This is a genomic window from Pseudomonas sp. HY13-MNA-CIBAN-0226 (genome assembly GCF_040310305.1).
Taxonomy (GTDB): Bacteria; Pseudomonadota; Gammaproteobacteria; order Pseudomonadales; family Pseudomonadaceae; genus Aquipseudomonas; species Aquipseudomonas gregormendelii.
The window spans coordinates 324723-344724 of sequence record NZ_JBEOPS010000001.1; the positions used below are offsets into that span (position 1 = coordinate 324723).

At 61.0% G+C, this 20002-nt stretch carries 21 protein-coding genes and 1 other RNA gene; 10 read left to right on the top strand and 12 right to left on the bottom strand.

The window, feature by feature from the left end:
- Positions 1-62: 62 nt before the first annotated feature.
- Entirely contained in the window at positions 63-527 is a 465-nt protein-coding gene (locus AAEZ05_RS01470; RefSeq protein WP_162438417.1) for an Lrp/AsnC family transcriptional regulator, read from the bottom strand.
- 127 nt (positions 528-654) lie between these two features.
- Between AAEZ05_RS01470 and AAEZ05_RS01475 the strand changes: the two genes are divergently transcribed.
- The 5 genes from AAEZ05_RS01475 (at position 655) to AAEZ05_RS01495 (ending at position 4745) form a co-directional block, all read left to right on the top strand.
- Positions 655-993, top strand: coding sequence for an ACT-like domain-containing protein (locus AAEZ05_RS01475; RefSeq protein ID WP_045059635.1), 339 nt, complete (start codon positions 655-657; stop codon positions 991-993).
- 90 nt (positions 994-1083) lie between these two features.
- Positions 1084-2868: a type IV pilus assembly ATPase TfpB gene (tfpB, locus tag AAEZ05_RS01480; protein ID WP_045059636.1), complete on the top strand. Its 1785-nt coding sequence runs from the start codon at positions 1084-1086 to the stop codon at positions 2866-2868.
- A 112-nt stretch (positions 2869-2980) separates the two neighbouring features.
- The gene (locus AAEZ05_RS01485) at positions 2981-3901 is read left to right on the top strand and encodes an SPFH domain-containing protein (protein WP_045059637.1); all 921 of its coding nucleotides are present in this window, start codon (positions 2981-2983) and stop codon (positions 3899-3901) included.
- 8 nt (positions 3902-3909) lie between these two features.
- Positions 3910-4359, top strand: coding sequence for an NfeD family protein (locus AAEZ05_RS01490; protein WP_205893143.1), 450 nt, complete (start codon positions 3910-3912; stop codon positions 4357-4359).
- Positions 4360-4427: 68 nt separating this feature from the next.
- Positions 4428-4745, top strand: a complete 318-nt coding sequence (locus tag AAEZ05_RS01495; RefSeq protein ID WP_205893144.1) for a DUF2388 domain-containing protein — start codon at positions 4428-4430, stop codon at positions 4743-4745.
- Between the two features lie 110 nt (positions 4746-4855).
- Here AAEZ05_RS01495 and gcvP read toward each other — a convergent pair whose 3' ends face one another.
- The 10 genes from gcvP to AAEZ05_RS01545 form a co-directional block, all read right to left on the bottom strand.
- Entirely contained in the window at positions 4856-7729 is a 2874-nt protein-coding gene (gene gcvP / locus AAEZ05_RS01500; protein WP_205893145.1) for an aminomethyl-transferring glycine dehydrogenase, read from the bottom strand.
- A 141-nt stretch (positions 7730-7870) separates the two neighbouring features.
- Positions 7871-8254: a glycine cleavage system protein GcvH gene (gene gcvH, locus AAEZ05_RS01505; RefSeq protein ID WP_045059641.1), complete on the bottom strand. Its 384-nt coding sequence runs from the start codon at positions 8252-8254 to the stop codon at positions 7871-7873.
- Between the two features lie 49 nt (positions 8255-8303).
- The gene (gene gcvT / locus AAEZ05_RS01510) at positions 8304-9386 is read right to left on the bottom strand and encodes a glycine cleavage system aminomethyltransferase GcvT (protein WP_350646470.1); all 1083 of its coding nucleotides are present in this window, start codon (positions 9384-9386) and stop codon (positions 8304-8306) included.
- A 156-nt stretch (positions 9387-9542) separates the two neighbouring features.
- Positions 9543-11159 (bottom strand): ABC transporter permease, encoded by a 1617-nt coding sequence (locus AAEZ05_RS01515; protein ID WP_350646471.1) that lies wholly within the window; start codon positions 11157-11159, stop codon positions 9543-9545.
- A gap of 141 nt (positions 11160-11300) precedes the next feature.
- Positions 11301-12305, bottom strand: coding sequence for an extracellular solute-binding protein (locus tag AAEZ05_RS01520; RefSeq protein ID WP_045059644.1), 1005 nt, complete (start codon positions 12303-12305; stop codon positions 11301-11303).
- Positions 12306-12582: 277 nt separating this feature from the next.
- Entirely contained in the window at positions 12583-13800 is a 1218-nt protein-coding gene (locus AAEZ05_RS01525) for a 2-octaprenyl-3-methyl-6-methoxy-1,4-benzoquinol hydroxylase (protein WP_205893152.1), read from the bottom strand.
- 8 nt (positions 13801-13808) lie between these two features.
- On the bottom strand, positions 13809-14294 hold the full coding sequence (locus AAEZ05_RS01530; protein ID WP_205893147.1) for a DUF4442 domain-containing protein: 486 nt from the start codon (positions 14292-14294) through the stop codon (positions 13809-13811).
- Positions 14287-15474, bottom strand: a complete 1188-nt coding sequence (gene ubiH, locus AAEZ05_RS01535; RefSeq protein ID WP_350646472.1) for a 2-octaprenyl-6-methoxyphenyl hydroxylase — start codon at positions 15472-15474, stop codon at positions 14287-14289. Before ubiH ends, AAEZ05_RS01530 begins: the two co-directional genes overlap by 8 nt.
- Entirely contained in the window at positions 15471-16805 is a 1335-nt protein-coding gene (gene pepP / locus AAEZ05_RS01540; RefSeq protein WP_045059648.1) for a Xaa-Pro aminopeptidase, read from the bottom strand. The genes ubiH and pepP overlap by 4 nt, the downstream gene beginning before the upstream one ends.
- A gap of 27 nt (positions 16806-16832) precedes the next feature.
- Positions 16833-17393, bottom strand: a complete 561-nt coding sequence (locus AAEZ05_RS01545; RefSeq protein WP_350646473.1) for a YecA/YgfB family protein — start codon at positions 17391-17393, stop codon at positions 16833-16835.
- A 222-nt stretch (positions 17394-17615) separates the two neighbouring features.
- Here AAEZ05_RS01545 and AAEZ05_RS01550 point away from each other — a divergent pair, with 222 nt between their 5' ends.
- From AAEZ05_RS01550 to AAEZ05_RS01565, 4 genes are all read left to right on the top strand, one after another.
- On the top strand, positions 17616-17825 hold the full coding sequence (locus AAEZ05_RS01550) for a TIGR02449 family protein (protein WP_003213954.1): 210 nt from the start codon (positions 17616-17618) through the stop codon (positions 17823-17825).
- Positions 17822-18139 carry a cell division protein ZapA gene (locus AAEZ05_RS01555; RefSeq protein ID WP_007942435.1) on the top strand — a complete coding sequence of 106 codons (318 nt, stop codon included), beginning with the start codon at positions 17822-17824 and terminating at the stop codon, positions 18137-18139. The genes AAEZ05_RS01550 and AAEZ05_RS01555 overlap by 4 nt, the downstream gene beginning before the upstream one ends.
- Before the next feature lie 30 nt (positions 18140-18169).
- Positions 18170-18348: non-coding RNA, 6S RNA (gene ssrS, locus AAEZ05_RS01560), on the top strand.
- An 84-nt stretch (positions 18349-18432) separates the two neighbouring features.
- Positions 18433-19047 (top strand): 5-formyltetrahydrofolate cyclo-ligase, encoded by a 615-nt coding sequence (locus AAEZ05_RS01565; RefSeq protein WP_350646475.1) that lies wholly within the window; start codon positions 18433-18435, stop codon positions 19045-19047.
- Between the two features lie 107 nt (positions 19048-19154).
- On the opposite strand, the gene AAEZ05_RS01570 is transcribed toward AAEZ05_RS01565, so the two are convergent.
- Positions 19155-19307 (bottom strand): hypothetical protein, encoded by a 153-nt coding sequence (locus tag AAEZ05_RS01570; RefSeq protein WP_122841054.1) that lies wholly within the window; start codon positions 19305-19307, stop codon positions 19155-19157.
- Between the two features lie 194 nt (positions 19308-19501).
- On the opposite strand from AAEZ05_RS01570, the gene AAEZ05_RS01575 reads away from it, so the two are divergent.
- Positions 19502-19951 (top strand): EVE domain-containing protein, encoded by a 450-nt coding sequence (locus AAEZ05_RS01575; protein ID WP_205893149.1) that lies wholly within the window; start codon positions 19502-19504, stop codon positions 19949-19951.
- Positions 19952-20002 lie beyond the last annotated feature (51 nt).

Sequence of the window (20002 nt, forward strand, 5' to 3'; positions counted from 1 at the left end):
CGACACAACCTCTGTGGGAGCAAGGCTTGCCATCGATGAGGCCCTCGCATTCAGCAAAAATTTCAAACTGGCAAACTGGTCGTCGACTTGATCTCCGATAACGCCACAATCGAGTTCACCTCCTGAATCCCCGGCACCATCGACAACTTCTCGAAGAAAAACCGCTCATACGCCTCGATGTCCGCCGTGACGATCCGCAACAAAAAATCCACCGAACCCATCAGTACATAACACTCCAGCACCTCGGGGAAACCGCGAATCGCCTCGGTGAATTCGGTGAAGTTCGAGCGCCCATGGGCGTTGAGTTTGATCTCGGCGAAAATCTGTGTGTTCAGCCCGATTTTTTTGCGATCCAGCAGCGTCACCTGGCCGCGAATGATCCCCTCCTCTTTCATCCGCTGGATACGCCGCCAGCAGGGCGACTGCGACAATCCCACCTGCTCGGCGATCTGCGCACTGGAGAGCGAAGCATCTTCCTGCAGCAGGGCAAGAATCTTGCGGTCGTAGCCATCCAGATCACTGTGCATAAATAAACCCGCTAACCCTATTAAATTGAATTGTACGATTCGAAGAATCGCCAATTAGGTCCATCATAGATAAGAAATACCCGGCTTCGAATGTAAAAATTCCTCCATTGATCCTGGAGCCTGCCCCATGCCTCACCTCGAAGCCGTAAAAAGTCCACACTTGCGCCCCGATGTCTGGAACGTCCATACCGCCCATTGCCGGGTGCACTACCAGTTGCTGGCCGAGGCCGAACCCGACCTGCTGTGTCGCGCGCTCAATCTGTTTGCCCTGCAATGCCTCACCCCGCACCAGGTCAATGTGCAGCGCAGCGACGATTTGTTGTCGATGCATATCGTCATTGATGGCTTGAGCTGGCATCGTGCCGAGGTGATAGCGGAAAAATTGCGTAATCTGATCAGCGTCTGCTCGGTCGATCTGCAAAACGCCGATTCCTCCTGGAATATCGCGGCTCAAGCGACAGGCTGAAACCCCTCGATACGGCTTCGTCGGGTAGTGGCCCAACGATTGGCGGCTGCGCGTCTATCCTTTGCGCACTGTTGTTCATGAGGAGCCCGCATGTCCGTTCAACTCGCCATTCAGGACCGCTGGCTGGATCTCAATGATTTGCTGCGCGAACTGGTCGCCCAAGGCTTTATCAGCCAGGACTCGGCCGAACTCGCACTCAATGCCAGGCGGCGCCACGCGGCTAATGGCCAACTGCACCCACTGGAGTTCATCGCCGGCCAGCATCTCGATGACCTCAGCCGCCCCGGCAAACATCTCGACCTGGAAAGCCTGACCCTGTGGCTGTCGCAGCAGGCCGGCCAACCCTACCTGCGCATCGATCCGCTGAAGATCAATGTTGCGGCCATCACGCCGCTGATGTCCTACGCGTTCGCCCAGCGCCACAAGATTCTTGCCGTCTCGGTCGACCGCGACGCCGTTACCGTGGCCAGCGCCCAGCCGTACGTCAACGGCTGGGAAGCCGACCTGACCCATGTCCTGAAGCTGCCGATCAAACGGGTGGTGGCCAACCCGGTGGACATCCAGCGCTTCAGCGTGGAGTTTTTCCGCCTGGCCAAATCAGTCAGCGGCGCGACCACCGGTGATCAACAGATCAATTCCATGGGCAACTTCGAACAGTTGCTCAACCTCGGCGCCAGCGACCAGGAACCGGACGCCAACGACGCGCACATCGTCAACATCGTCGACTGGCTGTTCCAATACGCCTTCCAGCAGCGCGCCAGCGATATTCATATCGAGCCGCGGCGTGAGCAGGGCACCGTGCGCTTTCGCATCGACGGTGTGCTGCACAACGTCTATCAATTCCCGCCGCAGGTGACCATGGCAATCGTCAGCCGCCTGAAAAGCCTGGGCCGGATGAACGTTGCGGAAAAACGCAAACCCCAGGACGGCCGAGTGAAAACCAAGACCCCGGATGGGGGTGAGGTCGAGCTGCGCCTGTCGACGTTGCCGACGGCGTTCGGCGAAAAAATGGTCATGCGGATTTTCGACCCGGAAGTGCTGCTCAAGGACTTCGATCAGCTGGGTTTTTCCGCCGAAGACCTGCGCCGCTGGCAGGACATGACCCGCCAGCCCAACGGCATCATCCTGGTCACCGGGCCGACCGGTTCCGGCAAGACCACCACGCTCTATACCACCCTCAAGAAGCTGGCGACGCCCGAGGTTAACCTGTGCACCATCGAGGACCCGATCGAAATGGTCGAGCCGGCGTTCAACCAGATGCAGGTCCAGCACAACATCGACCTGACCTTTGCCGCCGGCGTGCGCGCGCTGATGAGGCAAGACCCGGACATCATCATGATTGGCGAGATCCGCGACCTCGAGACCGCTGAAATGGCGATCCAGGCGGCGCTCACCGGCCACCTTGTGCTGTCGACGCTGCATACCAACGATGCACCCAGTGCCATCAGCCGCCTGCTGGAACTGGGCGTGCCGCACTACCTGATCAAGGCCACGGTGCTCGGCGTCATGGCCCAGCGCCTGGTACGCACCCTTTGTCCGCATTGCAAGGCGCCGCTGGCCCTGGGCGAAGAAGACTGGCAAACCCTGACCAGACCATGGCAGGCACCGCTGCCAGGTAACGCACAGCGCGCCATCGGTTGCCTGGAGTGTCGTGACACCGGCTACCGCGGACGTGCGGGCGTGTATGAAATCATGCAGCTGACCGACGGAATCAAGGCGCTGATCAGTCCCGATACCGACTTGCTGGCGGTGCGCAGGCAGGCCTTCAAGGAAGGCATGCGCAGCCTGCGATTATCCGGGGCACAGAAGGTCGCGGCGGGGCTGACGACCATCGAAGAGGTGCTGCGGGTCACGCCACAGAGCGAGCAGAAGTAATCCTTTTGTGTCTCTTGATGATGCGAGGGCCCGGTTCCGGTTCATATCCATGACCTGCACCGCTACACTTCTGCGGTCGAGAATTCATTGATGCACTCAACAGGGAATTGTTATGCAGATCGGTACCGTGCTCCTGCTTTTTGTCGGCCTGGTGGTCGCCATTCTTTTCATGGGTTTCAAAGTCGTGCCCCAGGGTTACCAATGGACGGTCGAACGATTCGGCCGTTACACCAACACCCTCAAGCCCGGCCTGAACATCATCATTCCGGTCATGGACCGCATCGGCCGCAAAATCAACGTGATGGAAAGCGTGCTGGATATTCCGCCGCAGGAAGTCATCACCGCCGACAATGCCACGGTGCAGATCGATGCGGTGTGCTTCTTCCAGGTGGTCAATACGGCGCAGGCGGCCTATGAGGTCAACAACCTCGAACACGCGATTCGCAACCTCCTGCAGACCAACATCCGTACCGTCCTTGGCTCCATGGAGCTGGATGCGATGCTCAGCCAGCGTGACGGGATCAACGAAAAACTGCTGCGCACCGTCGATGAGGCGACTGCACCGTGGGGCATCAAGATCACCCGAATCGAAATCAAGGACATCAGCCCACCCGCCGACCTGATGGCCGCGATGTCCGGGCAGATGAAGGCCGAGCGGATCAAGCGCGCCCAGATCCTCGAAGCCGAAGGCCTGCGTGCCGCAGCGATCCTGACGGCCGAAGGCAAGAAGCAGGCGCAGATCCTCGAAGCCGAGGGTGGTCGCCAGGCCGCATTCCTCGAAGCGGAAGCCCGGGAGCGTCAAGCCGAAGCCGAAGCCCAGGCCACCAAGGTGGTGTCCGAAGCGATCGCCGGCGGCAACGTGCAGGCGGTCAATTACTTCGTCGCGCAGAAGTACATCGATGCGCTGGGCAAGCTGGCCTCGGCCAACAACAGCAAAGTGATCCTGATGCCGCTTGAGGCCAGTTCGATGATCGGTGCGGTCGGTGGCATCGGCGAAATCGTCAAGGCGACGTTCGATAACAAGAAGGCCTGAGGCATACCATGTGGGCATTCCTGCAAAATCTGTCGTTCTGGGACTGGCTTGCCGTCGGCACGCTGCTGCTGATTCTTGAAGTGTTCGGAGCCGGCGGCTATCTGCTGTGGATCGGCATGGCCGCCGCGGCTGTTGGCGTGCTGACCTTCCTGCTACCGGGGATGTCCTGGGAGGTGCAGTTCCTGCTGTTCGGCTTGTTCTCGATCGCCACGGCGCTGTACTGGTGGCGACGCCAGCGCAGCGCAGTACGCCAGAGTGACGAGCCGAACCTCAACTTGCGAGGGCAGGAGTTGATCGGCAGGACCTTTGTCGTGCACGAAGCGATCGTCGACGGACGCGGCAAGATCAAGGTGGCCGACGGCGTGTGGATGGCCCGCGGACCCGATGCGGCCCCCGGCAGTCGGGTGCGGGTGACGGGGCAGCAAGGGGCGATCCTGCTGGTTGAACCTACCGAGTGAGCCACCACGGAACTGGATTGCCAGATTGGCGATCAAACGGGGTAGTTAATCCAGCGGAGTCACCCATCATGCGTTTCAAGTTTGCTGTCGCTACCCTCGCCTTGCTGTCCCTTCCAGTCGGATCGGCGATGGCCGACAGCTTTTGGCGTAACGTCATCTCGTCCGGCGCCACCACCGGTTCGACTTACCTGACGTTCAAGGATCACAAGCTGGTTGTCGCGGCTCAAGATGACGCAGGTAGCTTCGTCGCCAGCGACGGCGGCATCCGCGGCCCGTACCTGGAAGCCGCCATGCAGAAAGTCCGCGCCGACAATCCTGGCCTGCAGGCCACGGACATGGAACTGGCGAATGCGATTTTGGCGAAGAATGCCATTGCCTCGGAATAAGCCTGTTGGCTGAACAAAATGCCGCTCCCATGAGCGGCATTTTTTTGCCTGACATAACCTCTGCGTCCCCCGTGACATTCCTCTGTGATGCCCCATGTGCCAAGGGTCTATCAGCGGTAATCATCCACCGGCACGCACGCGCAAAACAGGTTGCGGTCGCCGTACACATTGTCCACCCGATTCACCGCCGGCCAGTATTTGTGCGCCTTGGTATGGGCATCCGGCGTCACCGCCTGCTCGATACTATAGGGCCGCTCCCAAACCCCGGTGATATCGGCCAACGTATGTGGCGCGCCCTTGAGCGGGTTGTCTTCAGCTGGCCAGTTGCCGTTCTGTACCTCGGTGATTTCCGCGCGAATGCTGAGCATCGCACCGATAAAGCGGTCCAGCTCCGCTTTCGATTCGCTTTCGGTAGGCTCCACCATCAAGGTCCCGGGCACCGGAAACGACATGGTCGGGGCATGAAAACCGTAGTCCATCAAACGCTTGGCAACGTCCTCCTCACTGATCCCGGTCAACGCTTTCAAGGGGCGCAAGTCGAGAATGCATTCATGCGCAACCCGGTCGTTGCGCCCGGTGTAGAGCACAGGAAAAGCCCCGGACAGATGTTGTGCCAGGTAGTTGGCCGCTAAAATCGCCACCTCGCTGGCATCCGCCAACTGTGGCCCCATCATCGCGATATACATCCAGCTGATCGGCAGAATGCTCGCGCTGCCCCAGGGAGCGGCACTCACGGCGTCATTCTGTGGCAGCGGCCCGTCAATCGGCACGACGGGGTGATTGGCCACGAACGGCGCCAGGTGCGCCCGCACGCCGATCGGCCCCATGCCAGGCCCGCCCCCGCCGTGGGGAATGCAAAAGGTCTTGTGCAGGTTCATGTGCGAGACGTCCGCACCAATGTCGGCCGGGCGCGCCAGCCCGACCTGGGCGTTCAGGTTGGCGCCGTCCATGTACACCTGGCCACCCTGGCTGTGGACAACTTCGCAGATTTCGCTGATCCCCTCCTCGTACACACCATGCGTTGAAGGATACGTCGCCATCAGGCAGGCGAGTTTGTCCCCTGCGGCGGCGGCCTTGTCTTTCAGGTCGTCGAGATCGACATTACCTGCCTCGTCGCACTCGACGATTACCACGCGCATCCCGGCCATCTGCGCCGAAGCAGGATTGGTACCGTGGGCCGAAGAGGGAATCAGGCAGATATCCCGCGCGCCCTGCTGCCGGCTCTCATGGTATTTGCGAATCGCCAGTAGCCCGGCGTATTCGCCTTGGGCACCGGAATTGGGCTGCATGCAAATAGCGTCGAATCCGGTGATCGCGCAGAGCCAGCGCTCCAGCTCCTCGATCATCAACGTATATCCCGCCGCCTGCTCCCTCGGCACGAAGGGATGCAGGTTGGCGAACTCGGGCCAGGTGATGGGGATCATTTCACTGGTAGCGTTGAGCTTCATGGTGCAGGAGCCCAACGGGATCATCGACTGGTTGAGCGCCAGGTCCTTGTTCTCCAGCTGCTTGAGGTAGCGCAGCATTTCGGTTTCGCTGTGATGGGCGTTAAACACCGGGTGGCGCAAGTAGGGAGAGGTCCTGAGCAGCGCCTCTGGAATACCGCTCGCCAGGGCTTGCGCGTCCATTTCCTCGACGATGAGCCCATGATCGGCACCCAGGAACACATCGAACAATCGGGCTACGGTAGTTTCATCGCAGGTTTCGTCCAGGCTTAGACCCAGTTGCCCGCGCCCCAGGATGCGCAGGTTGATCTGCGCCGCCCGGGCGCTTTCGATGATCGCCGTCTGGGTACCGCCGACCTCCAGGGTCAGAGTGTCGAAGAAGTGCTGATTGAGACGGATGATGCCGTGGCGCTCAAGTCCCGCAGCCAGGATGCAGGTCAGGCGATGAACCCTTTGGGCGATGCGCTTGAGCCCTTCAGGCCCGTGGTAGACCGCGTAGCAGCTGGCAATGTTGGCGAGCAGGACCTGGGCGGTGCAGATGTTCGAGTTGGCCTTTTCGCGGCGAATATGTTGCTCGCGGGTCTGCAGGGCCATGCGCAAGGCGACGTTACCGCGCGCATCCTTGGACACACCAATGATGCGCCCCGGAATCGCCCGTTTGTACTCTTCGCGACTGGCAAAGAATGCCGCATGGGGCCCGCCGTAGCCCATGGGCACGCCAAATCGCTGGGACGAGCCGAACACCACGTCGGCCCCCAGTTCTCCCGGCGCTGTGAGCATCAGCAGGCTTAACAGGTCGGTCGCGACGCAGGCCAGCGCCTGCTGTGCATGCAAGTGATCAATCAGCGGGCGCAGATCGCGAATTTCGCCATGGGTGTCGGGATATTGCAGCAGCGCGCCGAAGACCTGGTGCTGCCTGAGGTTGTCCACCGAGTCGATGATCAGCTCGAAACCGAAACCTTCTGCGCGGGTCTTCACCACCGAAATAGTCTGCGGATGACAGTTTTCATCGACGAAGAACAGGTTGCTTCGCGACTTGGCCACGCGCTTGGCCAGCGCCATGGCTTCCGCCGCCGCCGTGGCTTCATCCAGCAGCGAGGCATTGGCCAGCTCCAGCCCGGTAAGGTCGATGGTCAGCTGCTGGAAGTTCAGCAGTGCCTCCAGTCGGCCTTGGGCGATCTCGGGCTGATAAGGGGTGTAGGCGGTGTACCAACCGGGATTTTCCAGGACGTTACGCAAAATGACCGGCGGCGTGAGGGTTCCGTGATAGCCCATGCCGATCAGGCTGGTCCAGACCTGGTTTTGCCGGGCATAACCGCGCAGCTTGGCCAACGCCGCTTCTTCGTCGAGTGCGGGGGGCAGATCAAGAGCACGGTTCAGGCGAATACCCGGCGGCACCGTCTGCTCGATCAGCTCGACACGACTACCGATGCCCAGGCTGTCGAGCATGGCTTGCTGCTCGGCGGCATCGGGGCCCAGGTGCCGGCGAAGGAAGGCATTGGGGTCGCGTAACTGGCTCAGGGACGGCAACTGGGACATGACGGGCTCTCTCTTGAGTGGCGCTCGGCGTCGATGTAACACGGTCAAACCAGCATAGCAGGCACCGTCGCGGTGCCCGCGAAGATCAAAAGATCGAAAAAAAGCCCCGACAGGTCGGGGCTTTGGGGAGGTGCTGAACGCTTACTCGCCGATAGCGGCTTTGTAGGCGCCGGCATCGAGCAGCTTGTCCAGGTCAGCCACGTTGCTTGGCTTGAGCTTGAAGATCCAAGCGCCGTACGGGTCGGTGTTGAGCAACTCGGGCGAACCGCCCAGCTCTTCGTTGACTGCAATCACTTCACCGGCAATCGGGGAATAGATGTCCGAAGCGGCCTTCACCGACTCGACTACCCCCGCCTGATCTTCAGCGGCGAAGACTTTACCGACTTCAGTCAGCTCGACGAACACTACGTCACCCAGGGCTTCCTGAGCGTGGTCGCTGATGCCCACGGTAACGGTGCCATCGGCTTCAAGACGGGCCCATTCGTGACTTTCGGCAAAACGCAGGTCGGCAGGGATATTGCTCATTTCTGTGTCCTCGGGAATAAATATCAGCGGTCAGTGCCCGCCAAAAAAGTTAGATCAAGGTTTTGCCATGGCGTACGAAGGTCGGTTTGACCACTCGAACCGGGTACCACTTGCCACGGATTTCCACTTCGGCGCGGTCGGCAGTGGCCATCGGCACGCGCGCCAGTGCAATCGACTTGCTAAGCGTAGGAGAGAAACTACCACTGGTGATCTCTCCTTCGCCAACATCGGCTATGCGAACGACCTGATGAGCGCGAAGTACCCCACGCTCTTCCAGCACCAGGCCGACCAGTTTGTGTTGAATGCCACCGGCCCGCTCGGCTTCCAGGGCCGCGCGGCCGACGAACTGGCGACTGGCCGGTTCCCAGGCAATGCTCCAGGCCATGTTCGAAACCAGGGGCGAAACCTCCTGATCGATGTCCTGACCGTAAAGGTTCATGCCGGCTTCAACCCGCAACGTGTCGCGTGCACCCAGGCCGATCGGCGAAATGCCCGCGCCAACCAGGTCGTTGAAGAAGCCCGGCGCCTGACTGGCGGGCAGGACAATTTCCAGCCCGTCTTCACCGGTATAGCCGGTGCGGGCGATGAACCAGTCACCATCGCTGCGACCTTCAAACGGTTTGAGCAGCTGGATCAGGTTGCCACGGGACTGGGAGACGAGTTCGCATATCTTGTGTCGAGCCTGGGGGCCCTGGATGGCCAGCATGGCCAGTTCCGAGCGCTCAACCAGTTGCACATCGAACCCGTCGAGATGCGCCTGCATCCAGGCCAGGTCCTGGTCGCGAGTGGAAGCGTTGACCACCAACCGATAACCGTCATCGAGTCGATAGACCAACATGTCATCGACGATGCCGCCCCGCTCGTTGAGCATGGTGCTGTACAAGGCACGGCCGGGGCTGTGCAGTCGCTCGACATCATTGGCCAGCAAATACTGGAGCCAGGCCTTGGCCTGGGGGCCGCTGATATCGATCACGGTCATGTGGGATACATCGAAAACCCCGCAATCGCGGCGCACCTGGTGGTGTTCCTCGACCTGCGAGCCGTAATGCAGGGGCATATCCCAACCGCCAAAATCGACCATCTTCGCGCCGAGGGCGAGATGAAGGTCATACAGAGGCGTACGCTGTCCCATGGGTTTCTCCTTCCGGGCGTGGCGAAGGTGCGGGCAAGTTCTGCATGGGCTGAAAGCCTTGAATTAGAGGGCTTTGAGCCGATTTCAGCGACCAGAGCTGTAGGACATGCCGCACCGAATGCCGCGCATTGTAGCTGCAAGGTGTAGGACTGGCACCTAGGCGTTTCGATGCGCCGAGCGTCTGATCAATCCGATGACCGGTAACAGCCCCACCATAACCAGCGTCAGCGCCGGCAAGGAAGCCCTCGCCCACTCGCCCTCGCTGGTCATTTCAAAGATCCGCACCGCCAGCGTGTCCCAGCCAAACGGGCGCATCAGCAGGGTCGCGGGCATTTCCTTGAGCACGTCGACGAATACCAGCAAGGCAGCGCTCAAGGTCCCCGGGAGCAATAACGGCAGATACACCTTGAAAAACAGTCGCGGGCCACTGACGCCGAGGCTACGTGCCGCTTCGGGCAAAGATGGCCGTATACGCGCCAGGCTGCTTTCCAGGGGGCCGTAGGCCACGGCTATGAATCGCACCAGGTAGGCCAGCAACAATGCACACAGGCTGCCCAGCAGCAGCGGCTTGCCCGCCCCGCCCAGCCAACCGGACAGCGGAATCACCAGTTCGCGATCCAGATAACTGAATGCCAGCATGATCGACACCGCCAGAACCGACCCGGGCAAGGCGTATCCCAGATTGGCCAGGCTTACGCCGGAACGAATTGCCCGGGTCGGCGCCAGGCGGCGGGCGAATGCCAGCACCAGCGCGACGCTGACGGTAATCAACGCAGCCATGGCGCCCAGATACAGGGTATGAACGATCAGCCCGGCGTAGCGCTCATCGAGGTCCAGGCGCCCCCGCTGCCAAAACCACACGACCAGTTGCAGCATGGGGATGACGAAGGCGCAGGCGAACACCAGCCCGCACCAACTCATGGCGGCGACCGCCTTGAAGCCGCGCAGGTGATAAAGCGCCTTGACCCGCGGCCGCTCGTTGCTCGCCCGGTTGGCGCCACGGGCCCGTCGCTCGCCGTACAGCACCACCATCACTACCAGCAGCAACAGGCTGGCCAACTGAGCCGCCGTGGACAGGCTGAAGAATCCATACCAGGTCTTGTAGATAGCTGTCGTGAACGTATCGAAGTTGAACACCGACACGGCCCCGAAATCCGCCAGGGTCTCCATCAGGGCCAACGCCACGCCGGCGCCGATCGCCGGGCGAGCCATGGGCAGTGCCACCCGCCAGAACGCCTGCCACGGGGACTGACCAAGGACGCGCGCGGCTTCCATCAAGCCTTTGCCCTGGGCCAGAAACGCAGTGCGCGCCAACAGGTAAACGTAGGGATAAAACACCAGCACCAGAACCAGGATAACGCCACCGGTCGAGCGCACTCGCGGCAGCCGCAGCCCGGTGCCGAACCATTCACGCAGCAAGGTTTGCACGGGACCGGCGAAATCCAGCAACCCGACGAAGACAAAGGCCAGCACGTACGCAGGGATCGCGAACGGCAGCATCAGCGCCCAATCCAGCCAACGACGCCCGGGAAACTCACAGAGGCTGGTGAGCCAGGCCAGGCTGACGCCCAGCAACGTAACGCCGACCCCGACGCCGACCACCAGGGTCAGCGTATTGCCCAGCAGCCGCGGCATCTGGGTGTCCCAGAGGTGGGACCAGATCTGAAAATCGATGCTCTTCCATGACAACAGCAAGACACTGAGGGGCAGCAGGACCAGCGCAGCGATGGCGAAGACCAGGGGATACCAGCGGCGTTGGGCGGGGTGGGCCAAGGAAGCGCTCTCGCGGGAAAATCGTGCAGTGTAGGGAAAACGCAAAAAGATCGCAGCCTCCCGCAGCGCCTACATTGGGATTATGTACACCCTGTAGGAGCTGCCGGAGGCTGCGATCTTTTGATCTTTAAAGAACCAGACTCAGTTCCAGCCAGCCCGATCCATCATCCGGATCGCTTCCGCCTGACGCTTGCCGGCAATTTCCACCGGCAAGGTGTCGGCGACAAACTTGCCCCAGCTCGCCACTTCAGCGGACGGCGGCACAGCCGGGTTGGCCGGGAATTCCTGGTTCACGTCGGCGAAGATTTTTTGCGCTTCAGGAGTCGTCATCCATTCCACCAGCGCCTTGGCCGCCTCCGGGTGTGGCGCATGCTTGGTCAGACCGATACCCGACAAGTTGACGTGCACCCCGCGATCCCCCTGGTTAGGCCAGAACAGCTTTACCGCCAGGTCCGGCTTCTGCTTGTGCAGGCGGCCGTAGTAGTAGGTGTTGACGATGCCCACATCGCATTGGCCGGCGTTGATCGCTTCCAGCACGGCGATGTCATCGGAGAAAACATCGGTGGACAGGTTGTTCACCCAGCCCTTGAGGATCTGCTCGGTTTTGTCGGCGCCATGGACTTCGATCATGGTCGCGGTCAGGGACTGGTTGTAGACCTTTTTTGCCGTGCGAAGGCACAGGCGCCCTTCCCAGTTCTTGTCGGCCAGGCCTTCATAGGTGGTCAACTCGCCGGGTTTCACTCGCGTCGTCGAATAGGCAATGGTCCGCGCTCGCAGGCTCAGGCCGGTCCAGGCGTGAGCGGAGGAGCGGTACTGCAAGGGGATGTTGGCGTCGATCACTTTGGAGGTGAACGGTTGCAGGATGCCCATCTGCTCCGCTTGCCAGAGGTTGCCGGCATCGACGGTGAGCAGCAGGTCGGCCGTGGCATTCTCGCCTTCGGCCTTGATCCGCTGCATCAGCGGCGCTTCCTTGTCGGTGATGAATTTGACCTGCACCCCGGTTTTTGCGGTGTAGGCATCAAAAACCGGTTTGATCAGCTCGTCGATACGCGACGAGTAAACCACTACCTCATCGGCAGCCTGGGCGATGGTGCTGCCGATCAGGGTCAGGGCGAGTGCGGTCAGTAGACGCTTCGGTGCCAACATGGGAGCAGTCTCTCGATTGAAGTGTGAGGCGAAATGATAAGGACTCACATTCGCCTTCTCAATCGATGAGTGGGTGGAGGAGTTACCAGATGTTGCATGGCTTGGGATTTTGTTGAATGAGCCGACCCCTCGCGAGCAACCCCGCTCTCTTGTAGGAGCTGCCGAAGGCTGCGATCTTTTGATTTTTGCTTTTCAGCGAACCAAACACATTCAAGATCAAAAGATCGCAGCCTTCGGCAGCTCCTACAAGATCTTGGCCTTCGCCCCAACCAAAGGTTCAGATCTTGGCCAGCGCCGGCAGATCCCCGGTCAACCCCAGCGCCTCGCGCACGAACAGCGCCTTCGCCTCGGGCATCTGGTCCACCAGCTTCAACCCGGCATTGCGCAACCAGCGCACCGGCAATGGATCGGCCTGGAACAAACGTTCAAAGCCTTCCATCGCCGCCATCAGCGCCAGGTTGTGGGGCATGCGCCGACGCTCGTAGCGGCTCAAAACCTTAGGGTCCGCCAGGCGCTCGCCGCGCTCGAGCGCTTGCAGCAGGACCTCCGCCAGTACCGCTGCATCGAGGAACCCCAGGTTCACGCCCTGGCCAGCCAGCGGGTGAATGGTGTGTGCTGCATCGCCAATCAATGCCAGGCCTTCAGCGACATAGCGTTTGGCATGGCGCTGGCGTAACGGCACGCATACGCGTGGATCGGCACCCAGCACGGTGCCGAGTCGACCTTCGAAGGCCCGCTCCAGTTCGCGACAGAAACCTTGTTCGTCCAGCGCCATCAGCCGCTCGGCTTCGCCGGGGGTGGTCGACCACACAATCGAGCACCAATCCTGCTGACCGTCGCGTTCCAACGGCAGGAAGGCCAGGGGGCCATGGTCGGTGAAGCGTTGCCAGGCGGTCATCTGATGTGAGTTGGAGCTGCGCACGCTGGTGACGATCGCGTGGTGCAGGTAATCCCACTCGCGTGTGGCCATGCCGGTCAGGCGCCGTACCGCCGAATTGGCGCCATCGGCAGCGATCACCAGGGGTGCGCGCAACGTGCGACCGTCGGCCAGGGTCAGCAGCCAGTCATCCCCGGAACGACGCATCTGTTCCAGGCGTGCATTGGCCAGCAGGCCAAGGTCACAGTCGTGCAGGCGATCGAGCAAGGCATCCTGAACCACGCGGTTTTCGACAATGTGCCCAAGCACTTCGGCGTGAACACTGGCCGCCGAGAAGTGAATCTGCCCGGTGCCACTGCCGTCCCACACGTGCATGTCGGTGTAGGGGCTGGTGCGCCGGCTTGCGATGCCATCCCAAACATCCAGACGCTCCAGAATCCGCTGGCTGGCGGCCGACAGGGCACTCACTCGCGGCTCGAACGGCGCCTGGTTGTCGAAGGGTTTGACGCTCATGGGGCTGCCGTCCAGCAGCAGCACTTCCAGCCCGCTGCCCTGTAACGCCAGCGCCAGGGCACTGCCGACCATTCCGGCCCCGACAATCAGCAGATCTGCGCGCATTTCCATGCTTATGCCTGTCTCGCTTGCGGCTTGAGCCGCACATAAAGGGTTTTGCCGACCCGCGCCACCAAATGGCCGGCGCCGTCATGAATATCGACCTGCAACTGCGGCAGGTATTTTTTGCCATCGGCCGTTTGCCGGCGGATCTCATCGAGCAAGGTATCGTCAATGGTGAAGCGGGCGAATACCGGGCCCTTGCCGGGCGCAATGAAATCGATATCGGCGGCCTTGTCCCAGACGATGTACCGGTGACCGAGGTTCTCCATCAGCATCAACATGAAAAACGGATCGACCATCGAATACAGGCTGCCGCCGAACTGGGTCCCGACATAATTGCGGTTGTACCAGCCCAGCCCCATGCGCACCCGCACGTCACGAAAGTCATCGCTGATGTGCTGCACGCGGACGCCGGCACCGAGGTACGGCGGGTACAGGGTCATCGCCCAACGCATCAGCCGTGCCTTGCCAAATTTTTTGCTCAACCAGTCAAGCATCGGGACGGGTACCCAGTCCCATGGCCTGCCGGGCGAACCAGCGCTTGGCCGGCGGCAGCAGGTCCAGGCCCAGCAGGCCGAGATTGCGACCCAGGGAAACCAGTGGCTGGGTGCTGCCGAACAAGCGAGTGACCTGGTCCGAGAAGCCGACCGTCAAGTTTTGATCCAGGCGCTGACGCTCGCGGTAAGCCTGCAGGGTGGCGAAATCGCCGGGGGCTTTTGCGCTCGCCAGCAGCGCATCGGCCAGGGCCTGGGCATCACGCAGCGACAGGTTGAAACCCTGGCCGGCAATCGGGTGCAGGCTATGTGCCGCATTGCCGAGAATTGCCAGGTGCGGACGCACCTGTTCCTCGGCCTCAATCAGCGTCAAAGGGTACAGATGTCGCGCACCGACCTGCTTGAGGGTGCCAAGGCGATAACCGAAAACACCCTGCAGCTCACTGAGGAATGCACGCTCGTCCAGCGCCGCCAGGCGCTGCGCGTCCATACCCTGGCGCGTCCAGACCAGGGCGCAGCGGTTGTCCGGCAATGGCAGCAATGCCATCGGGCCGTCGTCGGTGAAACGCTCGAACGCCACGCCGTTATGGGATTCACTCGGGGTGATGTTGGCAATCAGCGCGCTCTGGTTGTACGGACGCTTGCGGATGCCCACGCCCAATTGCTCGCGAAGCCCGGAGCGACCACCATCAGCGAGCACGGCGAGGTCGCATTCCAAAGTGGTTTCATCGTTGAGGGTCAGGCGATAACCATCGGTCAGCGGCTCCATGGCGGTGACTTCAGCCGGGCAGCGCCAGGTGATGACGTCCTTGTCCAGCGCTTGCCAAAGGCACTGGCCAAGCCAGGCGTTCTCCACCACATAACCCAGCGCCGGCACGCCCTCCTCCATCGCCGACAGGCGCGCGGTAGAGAAGCGACCGCGGTCAGAGACGTGGATCTGCTTGATCGGCTCGGCGCGGCGGGTAATCTCCTGCCACACGCCCAGCCGTTGATAAATCTGTCGGGCGCCGTAGGACAGCGCCGAGGAACGCGCATGATAGCTTGGCTGGTAGGTGTCGCCGGGCGCGAAGGGCTCGATCAGCACGATCTTCCAGCCACGGGCCTTGGCTCCTGCCTGCAACGCCAAGGCCAGACTGGCGCCGACCAGGCCACCCCCGATGATTGCCAGGTTTGCCCGACTCATGCCGCTTGTGCCCGTGCGGCAGCCATCAAGGCCTCGATCTCGGCGACCGTCTTCGGTACGCCTCTGGTCAGGATTTCACAACCGGTCTTGGTCACCACCACGTCGTCCTCGATGCGCACGCCAATGCCGCGCCATTTTTTCGCAACTTTCTGATTGTCCGCGGCAATGTAGATGCCCGGTTCCACCGTCAGGGCCATGCCGACTTCCAGCACCCGCCACTCGCCGCCAACCTTGTACTCGCCGACATCATGCACATCCATGCCCAGCCAATGCCCGGCGCGGTGCATGTAGAAAGCCTTGTAGGCTTCGCTGGCAATCAGCTCATCGACATCGCCCTGCAGCAGACCCAACTCCACCAGGCCCGAGGTGATCACCCGGACCGTAGCTTCGTGCGCCTGATTCCAGTGTTTGTTTGGTGCTATTTCGGCGAACGCGGCTTCCTGGGAAGCCAGCACCAGTTCATATATCGCCTTCTGTTCAGCCGAATACTTGCCATTCACCGGCCAGGTGCGGGTGATGTCGCTGGCGTAGCAGTCAATCTCGCAACCGGCGTCGATCAGCACCAGATCGCCATCCTTGAGCAGCGCGTCGTTCTGCTGGTAGTGCAGGATGCAGGTGTTGCGCCCGGCGGCGACGATCGAGCCGTAAGCCGGCATCTTCGCCCCGCCTTTGCGGAACTCGTAGTCCAGCTCGGCTTCCAGGCTGAATTCGTATAGCCCTGGGCGACTGGCCTGCATCGCACGGATATGCGCCTGGGCGGAAATCCGTGCGGCCTCGCGCATCACCTTCACTTCTGCCGCCGATTTATACAGGCGCATGTCGTGCAGCAGATGATCCAGGGCAACGTATTCGTTCGGCGGCTGGGCGCCCAGGTGGGCCTTGGAGCGGATCACATTGATCCAGTCCATCAGGTGCCGATCGAATTCCGGATTGCTGCCCATGGCCGAATACACCCGGTCGCGCCCTTCGATCAGGCCCGGGAGGATGTCGTCGATGTCGGTAATGGGAAACGCATCGTCGGCGCCAAAGTCGCGGATCGCGCCTTCCTGACCCGCACGCAGGCCGTCCCACAACTCGCGTTCGGCATTGCGTTCACGGCAGAACAGAATGTACTCGCCATGTGACCGCCCAGGCATCAGCACCAGCACGGCCTGGGGCTCGGGAAAACCGCTCAGGTACTGGAAGTCGCTGTCCTGACGGTAGACGTGCTCCACGTCACGATTGCGAATGGCCACCGCTGCAGCGGGCAGGATGGCAATGCTGTTGGGCTCCATCTGCGCCATCAGGGCCTTGCGGCGACGGCTGTATTCCGATTTCGGGATATGAATCATGGGCAGATGGCTTTCCCTGGCAAACGATTAATGCAGTGACGGCTTGGCGGCAGCCGGCGCATCCGGCTTCCTGGTTTCGGAGAACAGCAGCAGCGGTGCTACTCGCAGGTACTCCATCACTTCCATGTAATCGCTTTCGCCGTCGTCGGATTCTTCCAGGGCGTCCTGCACCTGGGAAATGGCTGCCAGATCCTGTAACACTTCTGTGGCTTCGGTGCTCAGCATGCTGCTGTCACGGCAGTTCAAGCCAAAACCGCTGAGGAAACCCTGGCACCATTGGCCCAGCGCGGCGGCGCGGTCAGCCAGTGGTTCGTCATCAGTCGGCAGCAGCAGAACGACGGTAACGTCGTCGCCGGTGAGCTCGCCCTTGACCATCTCCTGCAAGCCGATCAAGGCGTTGCGGACGTTATCCTGAGGCTCGCTTTCCAGCAGCTCGGCGGCATCGATCAGCCACTCGTCGGCATTGAAGCCGGCACCGGCGCAGCTACGGCCGAGCAACAGCCCGTGCAGCTCAGCGGGAGAGACGTTAAGCCCGCTGGAAGTCAGCAGGGTGGCGAAGGCTTGGTACGGGGAATTCTGAATGGGCATGGGCAGCTAGGCGCCAGACGGCGCAATGTCTAGAATGAAGGCCTTGTATCCTACATCGACTCCTCTGTAGGAGCGAGCTTGTTCCGGGCGGCGATCCGACGATGGTCGCAAACGATAACGCGGTGTGCGTGACACCCCCGCAGCGTTCTCGGGTTCACCGTCGGATCGCCGCCCCGACCAAGCTCGCTCCTGCAGTCCGACACCCATCAGACAGTGAAGACAATGGAAGACACCGACCTGCAAGCGCTGATGGCCAGACTCGAGTTGTTAATTAACCGGGTCGAGCAACTAAAGAGCCAAAACGGACTCCTATTAGCTCAGGAAAAGACCTGGCGCGAGGAACGCGCGCACCTCATTGAAAAAAATGAAATCGCTCGGCGTAAGGTCGAATCGATGATTTCGCGCCTCAAGGCCCTGGAGCAAGACTCATGAGTTCAAGCAATAGCGTTACCGTGCAGATCCTCGATAAAGAGTATTCGATCATCTGCCCCCAGGAAGAGCGCAGCAACCTGGTGAGCGCCGCCCGTTACCTGGACGGCAAGATGCGCGAGATCCGCAGCAGCGGCAAAGTCATCGGTGCCGATCGCATTGCCGTGATGGCCGCGCTGAACATCACGCACGACCTCCTGCACAAGGAAGAACGCCCGGATGTACAGGCCAGCGGCTCGACCCGGGAGCAGGTTCGCGACCTGCTCGATCGTGTCGATCTGGTGCTCGCTACCGATCCGGACGTCACCAAGGGCTGATTCGTGCGACTGCTTGGGGTATACTCGCATCACTCCCTGGGGTGCTTGCCAGTTGACCACGTCCCTGAGCCGATTCGCACTACCCTGGAGGTTGCACGTTGGGCTGGTGTGCATGTCCGCTAGACGGAAAGCCTTAAAGCCTACTGCATCTTCCACCTTGAACTTTCGGGTTCAAGGGCTAAGTCAGCAGCGGTTCATCCGGGGAGCCTGATTCCAGTCCGATGCCGGTTTCGTTACCGGCATCGGCTTTTTTACGGGTACGATTTAGTGACCCGACCCGCGAGCCCGAATCCATGACCGAACCTGCGCTGCTGCCCCGCCCGCAACTTCGACGCATGCTGCGCAAGGCTCGCCGCGCACTGACTCCCAGTCAACAGCGCCAGGCCGCTCGCGGGCTGTATAAGCAACTGGCCCAGCATCCGCTGTTTCGCCGCGCAAAACATATCTCGCTCTACTTGCCCACCGACGGTGAAATTGATCCGCGCGTGCTGCTGCGTGCGGCTCAGCAAAGGGGCAAGGTGACGTACCTGCCAGTGCTCAGCGCCTGGCCACGAACGCGCATGGTGTTCCAGCGAATTCGCCCCGGGGAAAAACTCAAGCCCAACCGCTTCCGCATCCTCGAGCCCCGAGCCAACCTCGCTTCGCAGCGCAAAGTCTGGACGCTTGACCTGGTCCTGCTGCCATTAGTCGGTTTTGACGACGTCGGCGGACGCCTGGGCATGGGTGGCGGTTTTTATGACAGGAGCCTGGCGTATCTGGCACGCCGCAAAAGCTGGCGCAAGCCGACGCTGCTGGGGCTGGCTCATGAATGTCAGAAAGTCGAGCGACTGGCTCAAGCGAGCTGGGATGTGCCGCTGCAGGGAACGGTAACGGACAGGGGCTGGTATTTCGCAGGTATCGCACCGTAGGAGCAAAGCTTGCTCACGATAGCGATCTTTCAGCAGATGGATGTTGAATGTGACGCCGCCGTCGCGAGCAAGCTTTGCTCCTACAGGTGCGGCGTCCGGAAATCAGATCAGCGCTTGAAGGCCGACGGCTGTTGTTGCTGGGTCAATTCCATAGGAGCGTCAGTCTTGTTGCTCCACAGACTTTGGGCATAACCGGTGGTCACGACGCCGAGGCCGAACAAAATAACCAAAATCCATAGTAAATCCGGTTTGCGTTTCATCGATTGCCCCCCAAAGGCATATCAACACGATGACAGCAGCGGTTTCCGTTGTAGGCCGTGCAGCAGCGTCAAGCTAAGAAGGCCGGCATTTTGCGACAACGGGACCCTACACGCAAACGCTGGCGTCAACCGACTGTCGGTTTGTCATAAAATTGCCCGACAACTTGCCCACTCACTTCGCAAGGAGCAAAACCATGGCCTATTGGCTGATGAAATCCGAGCCCGACGAACTGTCCATAAAGGACCTGGCAAAGTTGGGCACAGCGCGCTGGGACGGGGTTCGCAACTATCAGGCGCGCAATTTCCTGCGGGCCATGGCGGTGGGCGACGAGTTTTTCTTCTACCACTCCAGCTGCCCGGAACCGGGGATCGCCGGGATCGGCAGGATCATTGAAGCCGCATACCCGGACCCTACCGCCCTGGAGCCTGAAAGCCATTACTACGACCCGAAGGCCACGGCCGAGAAAAACGCCTGGAGCGCGATTGATGTCGCCCATGTGGAGACGTTTGCCAAGGTGTTGAAGCTGGACTACCTGAAACAGCAGGCGGCGCTGGCCGAGATGCCGCTGGTGCAGAAAGGCTCGCGGCTGTCGGTGATGCCGGTTACGGCAGAGCAGTGGGCGGCGGTGATTGCTTTGCGCTAATGCACAAAAGATCGCAGCCTGCGGCAGCGCCTACAGGCGTTCGCGCTCACA

What these genes read in the sequence shown, in the direction of transcription:
- AAEZ05_RS01470 (WP_162438417.1), bottom strand. Translation starts at nt 527, where the DNA reads ATGCACAGTGATCTGGATGGCTACGACCGCAAGATTCTTGCCCTGCTG.
- AAEZ05_RS01475 (WP_045059635.1), top strand. Translation starts at nt 655, where the DNA reads ATGCCTCACCTCGAAGCCGTAAAAAGTCCACACTTGCGCCCCGATGTC.
- tfpB (WP_045059636.1), top strand. Translation starts at nt 1,084, where the DNA reads ATGTCCGTTCAACTCGCCATTCAGGACCGCTGGCTGGATCTCAATGAT.
- AAEZ05_RS01485 (WP_045059637.1), top strand. Translation starts at nt 2,981, where the DNA reads ATGCAGATCGGTACCGTGCTCCTGCTTTTTGTCGGCCTGGTGGTCGCC.
- AAEZ05_RS01490 (WP_205893143.1), top strand. Translation starts at nt 3,910, where the DNA reads ATGTGGGCATTCCTGCAAAATCTGTCGTTCTGGGACTGGCTTGCCGTC.
- AAEZ05_RS01495 (WP_205893144.1), top strand. Translation starts at nt 4,428, where the DNA reads ATGCGTTTCAAGTTTGCTGTCGCTACCCTCGCCTTGCTGTCCCTTCCA.
- gcvP (WP_205893145.1), bottom strand. Translation starts at nt 7,729, where the DNA reads ATGTCCCAGTTGCCGTCCCTGAGCCAGTTACGCGACCCCAATGCCTTC.
- gcvH (WP_045059641.1), bottom strand. Translation starts at nt 8,254, where the DNA reads ATGAGCAATATCCCTGCCGACCTGCGTTTTGCCGAAAGTCACGAATGG.
- gcvT (WP_350646470.1), bottom strand. Translation starts at nt 9,386, where the DNA reads ATGGGACAGCGTACGCCTCTGTATGACCTTCATCTCGCCCTCGGCGCG.
- AAEZ05_RS01520 (WP_045059644.1), bottom strand. Translation starts at nt 12,305, where the DNA reads ATGTTGGCACCGAAGCGTCTACTGACCGCACTCGCCCTGACCCTGATC.
- AAEZ05_RS01525 (WP_205893152.1), bottom strand. Translation starts at nt 13,800, where the DNA reads ATGCGCGCAGATCTGCTGATTGTCGGGGCCGGAATGGTCGGCAGTGCC.
- AAEZ05_RS01530 (WP_205893147.1), bottom strand. Translation starts at nt 14,294, where the DNA reads ATGCTTGACTGGTTGAGCAAAAAATTTGGCAAGGCACGGCTGATGCGT.
- ubiH (WP_350646472.1), bottom strand. Translation starts at nt 15,474, where the DNA reads ATGAGTCGGGCAAACCTGGCAATCATCGGGGGTGGCCTGGTCGGCGCC.
- pepP (WP_045059648.1), bottom strand. Translation starts at nt 16,805, where the DNA reads ATGATTCATATCCCGAAATCGGAATACAGCCGTCGCCGCAAGGCCCTG.
- AAEZ05_RS01545 (WP_350646473.1), bottom strand. Translation starts at nt 17,393, where the DNA reads ATGCCCATTCAGAATTCCCCGTACCAAGCCTTCGCCACCCTGCTGACT.
- AAEZ05_RS01550 (WP_003213954.1), top strand. Translation starts at nt 17,616, where the DNA reads ATGGAAGACACCGACCTGCAAGCGCTGATGGCCAGACTCGAGTTGTTA.
- AAEZ05_RS01555 (WP_007942435.1), top strand. Translation starts at nt 17,822, where the DNA reads ATGAGTTCAAGCAATAGCGTTACCGTGCAGATCCTCGATAAAGAGTAT.
- AAEZ05_RS01565 (WP_350646475.1), top strand. Translation starts at nt 18,433, where the DNA reads ATGACCGAACCTGCGCTGCTGCCCCGCCCGCAACTTCGACGCATGCTG.
- AAEZ05_RS01570 (WP_122841054.1), bottom strand. Translation starts at nt 19,307, where the DNA reads ATGAAACGCAAACCGGATTTACTATGGATTTTGGTTATTTTGTTCGGC.
- AAEZ05_RS01575 (WP_205893149.1), top strand. Translation starts at nt 19,502, where the DNA reads ATGGCCTATTGGCTGATGAAATCCGAGCCCGACGAACTGTCCATAAAG.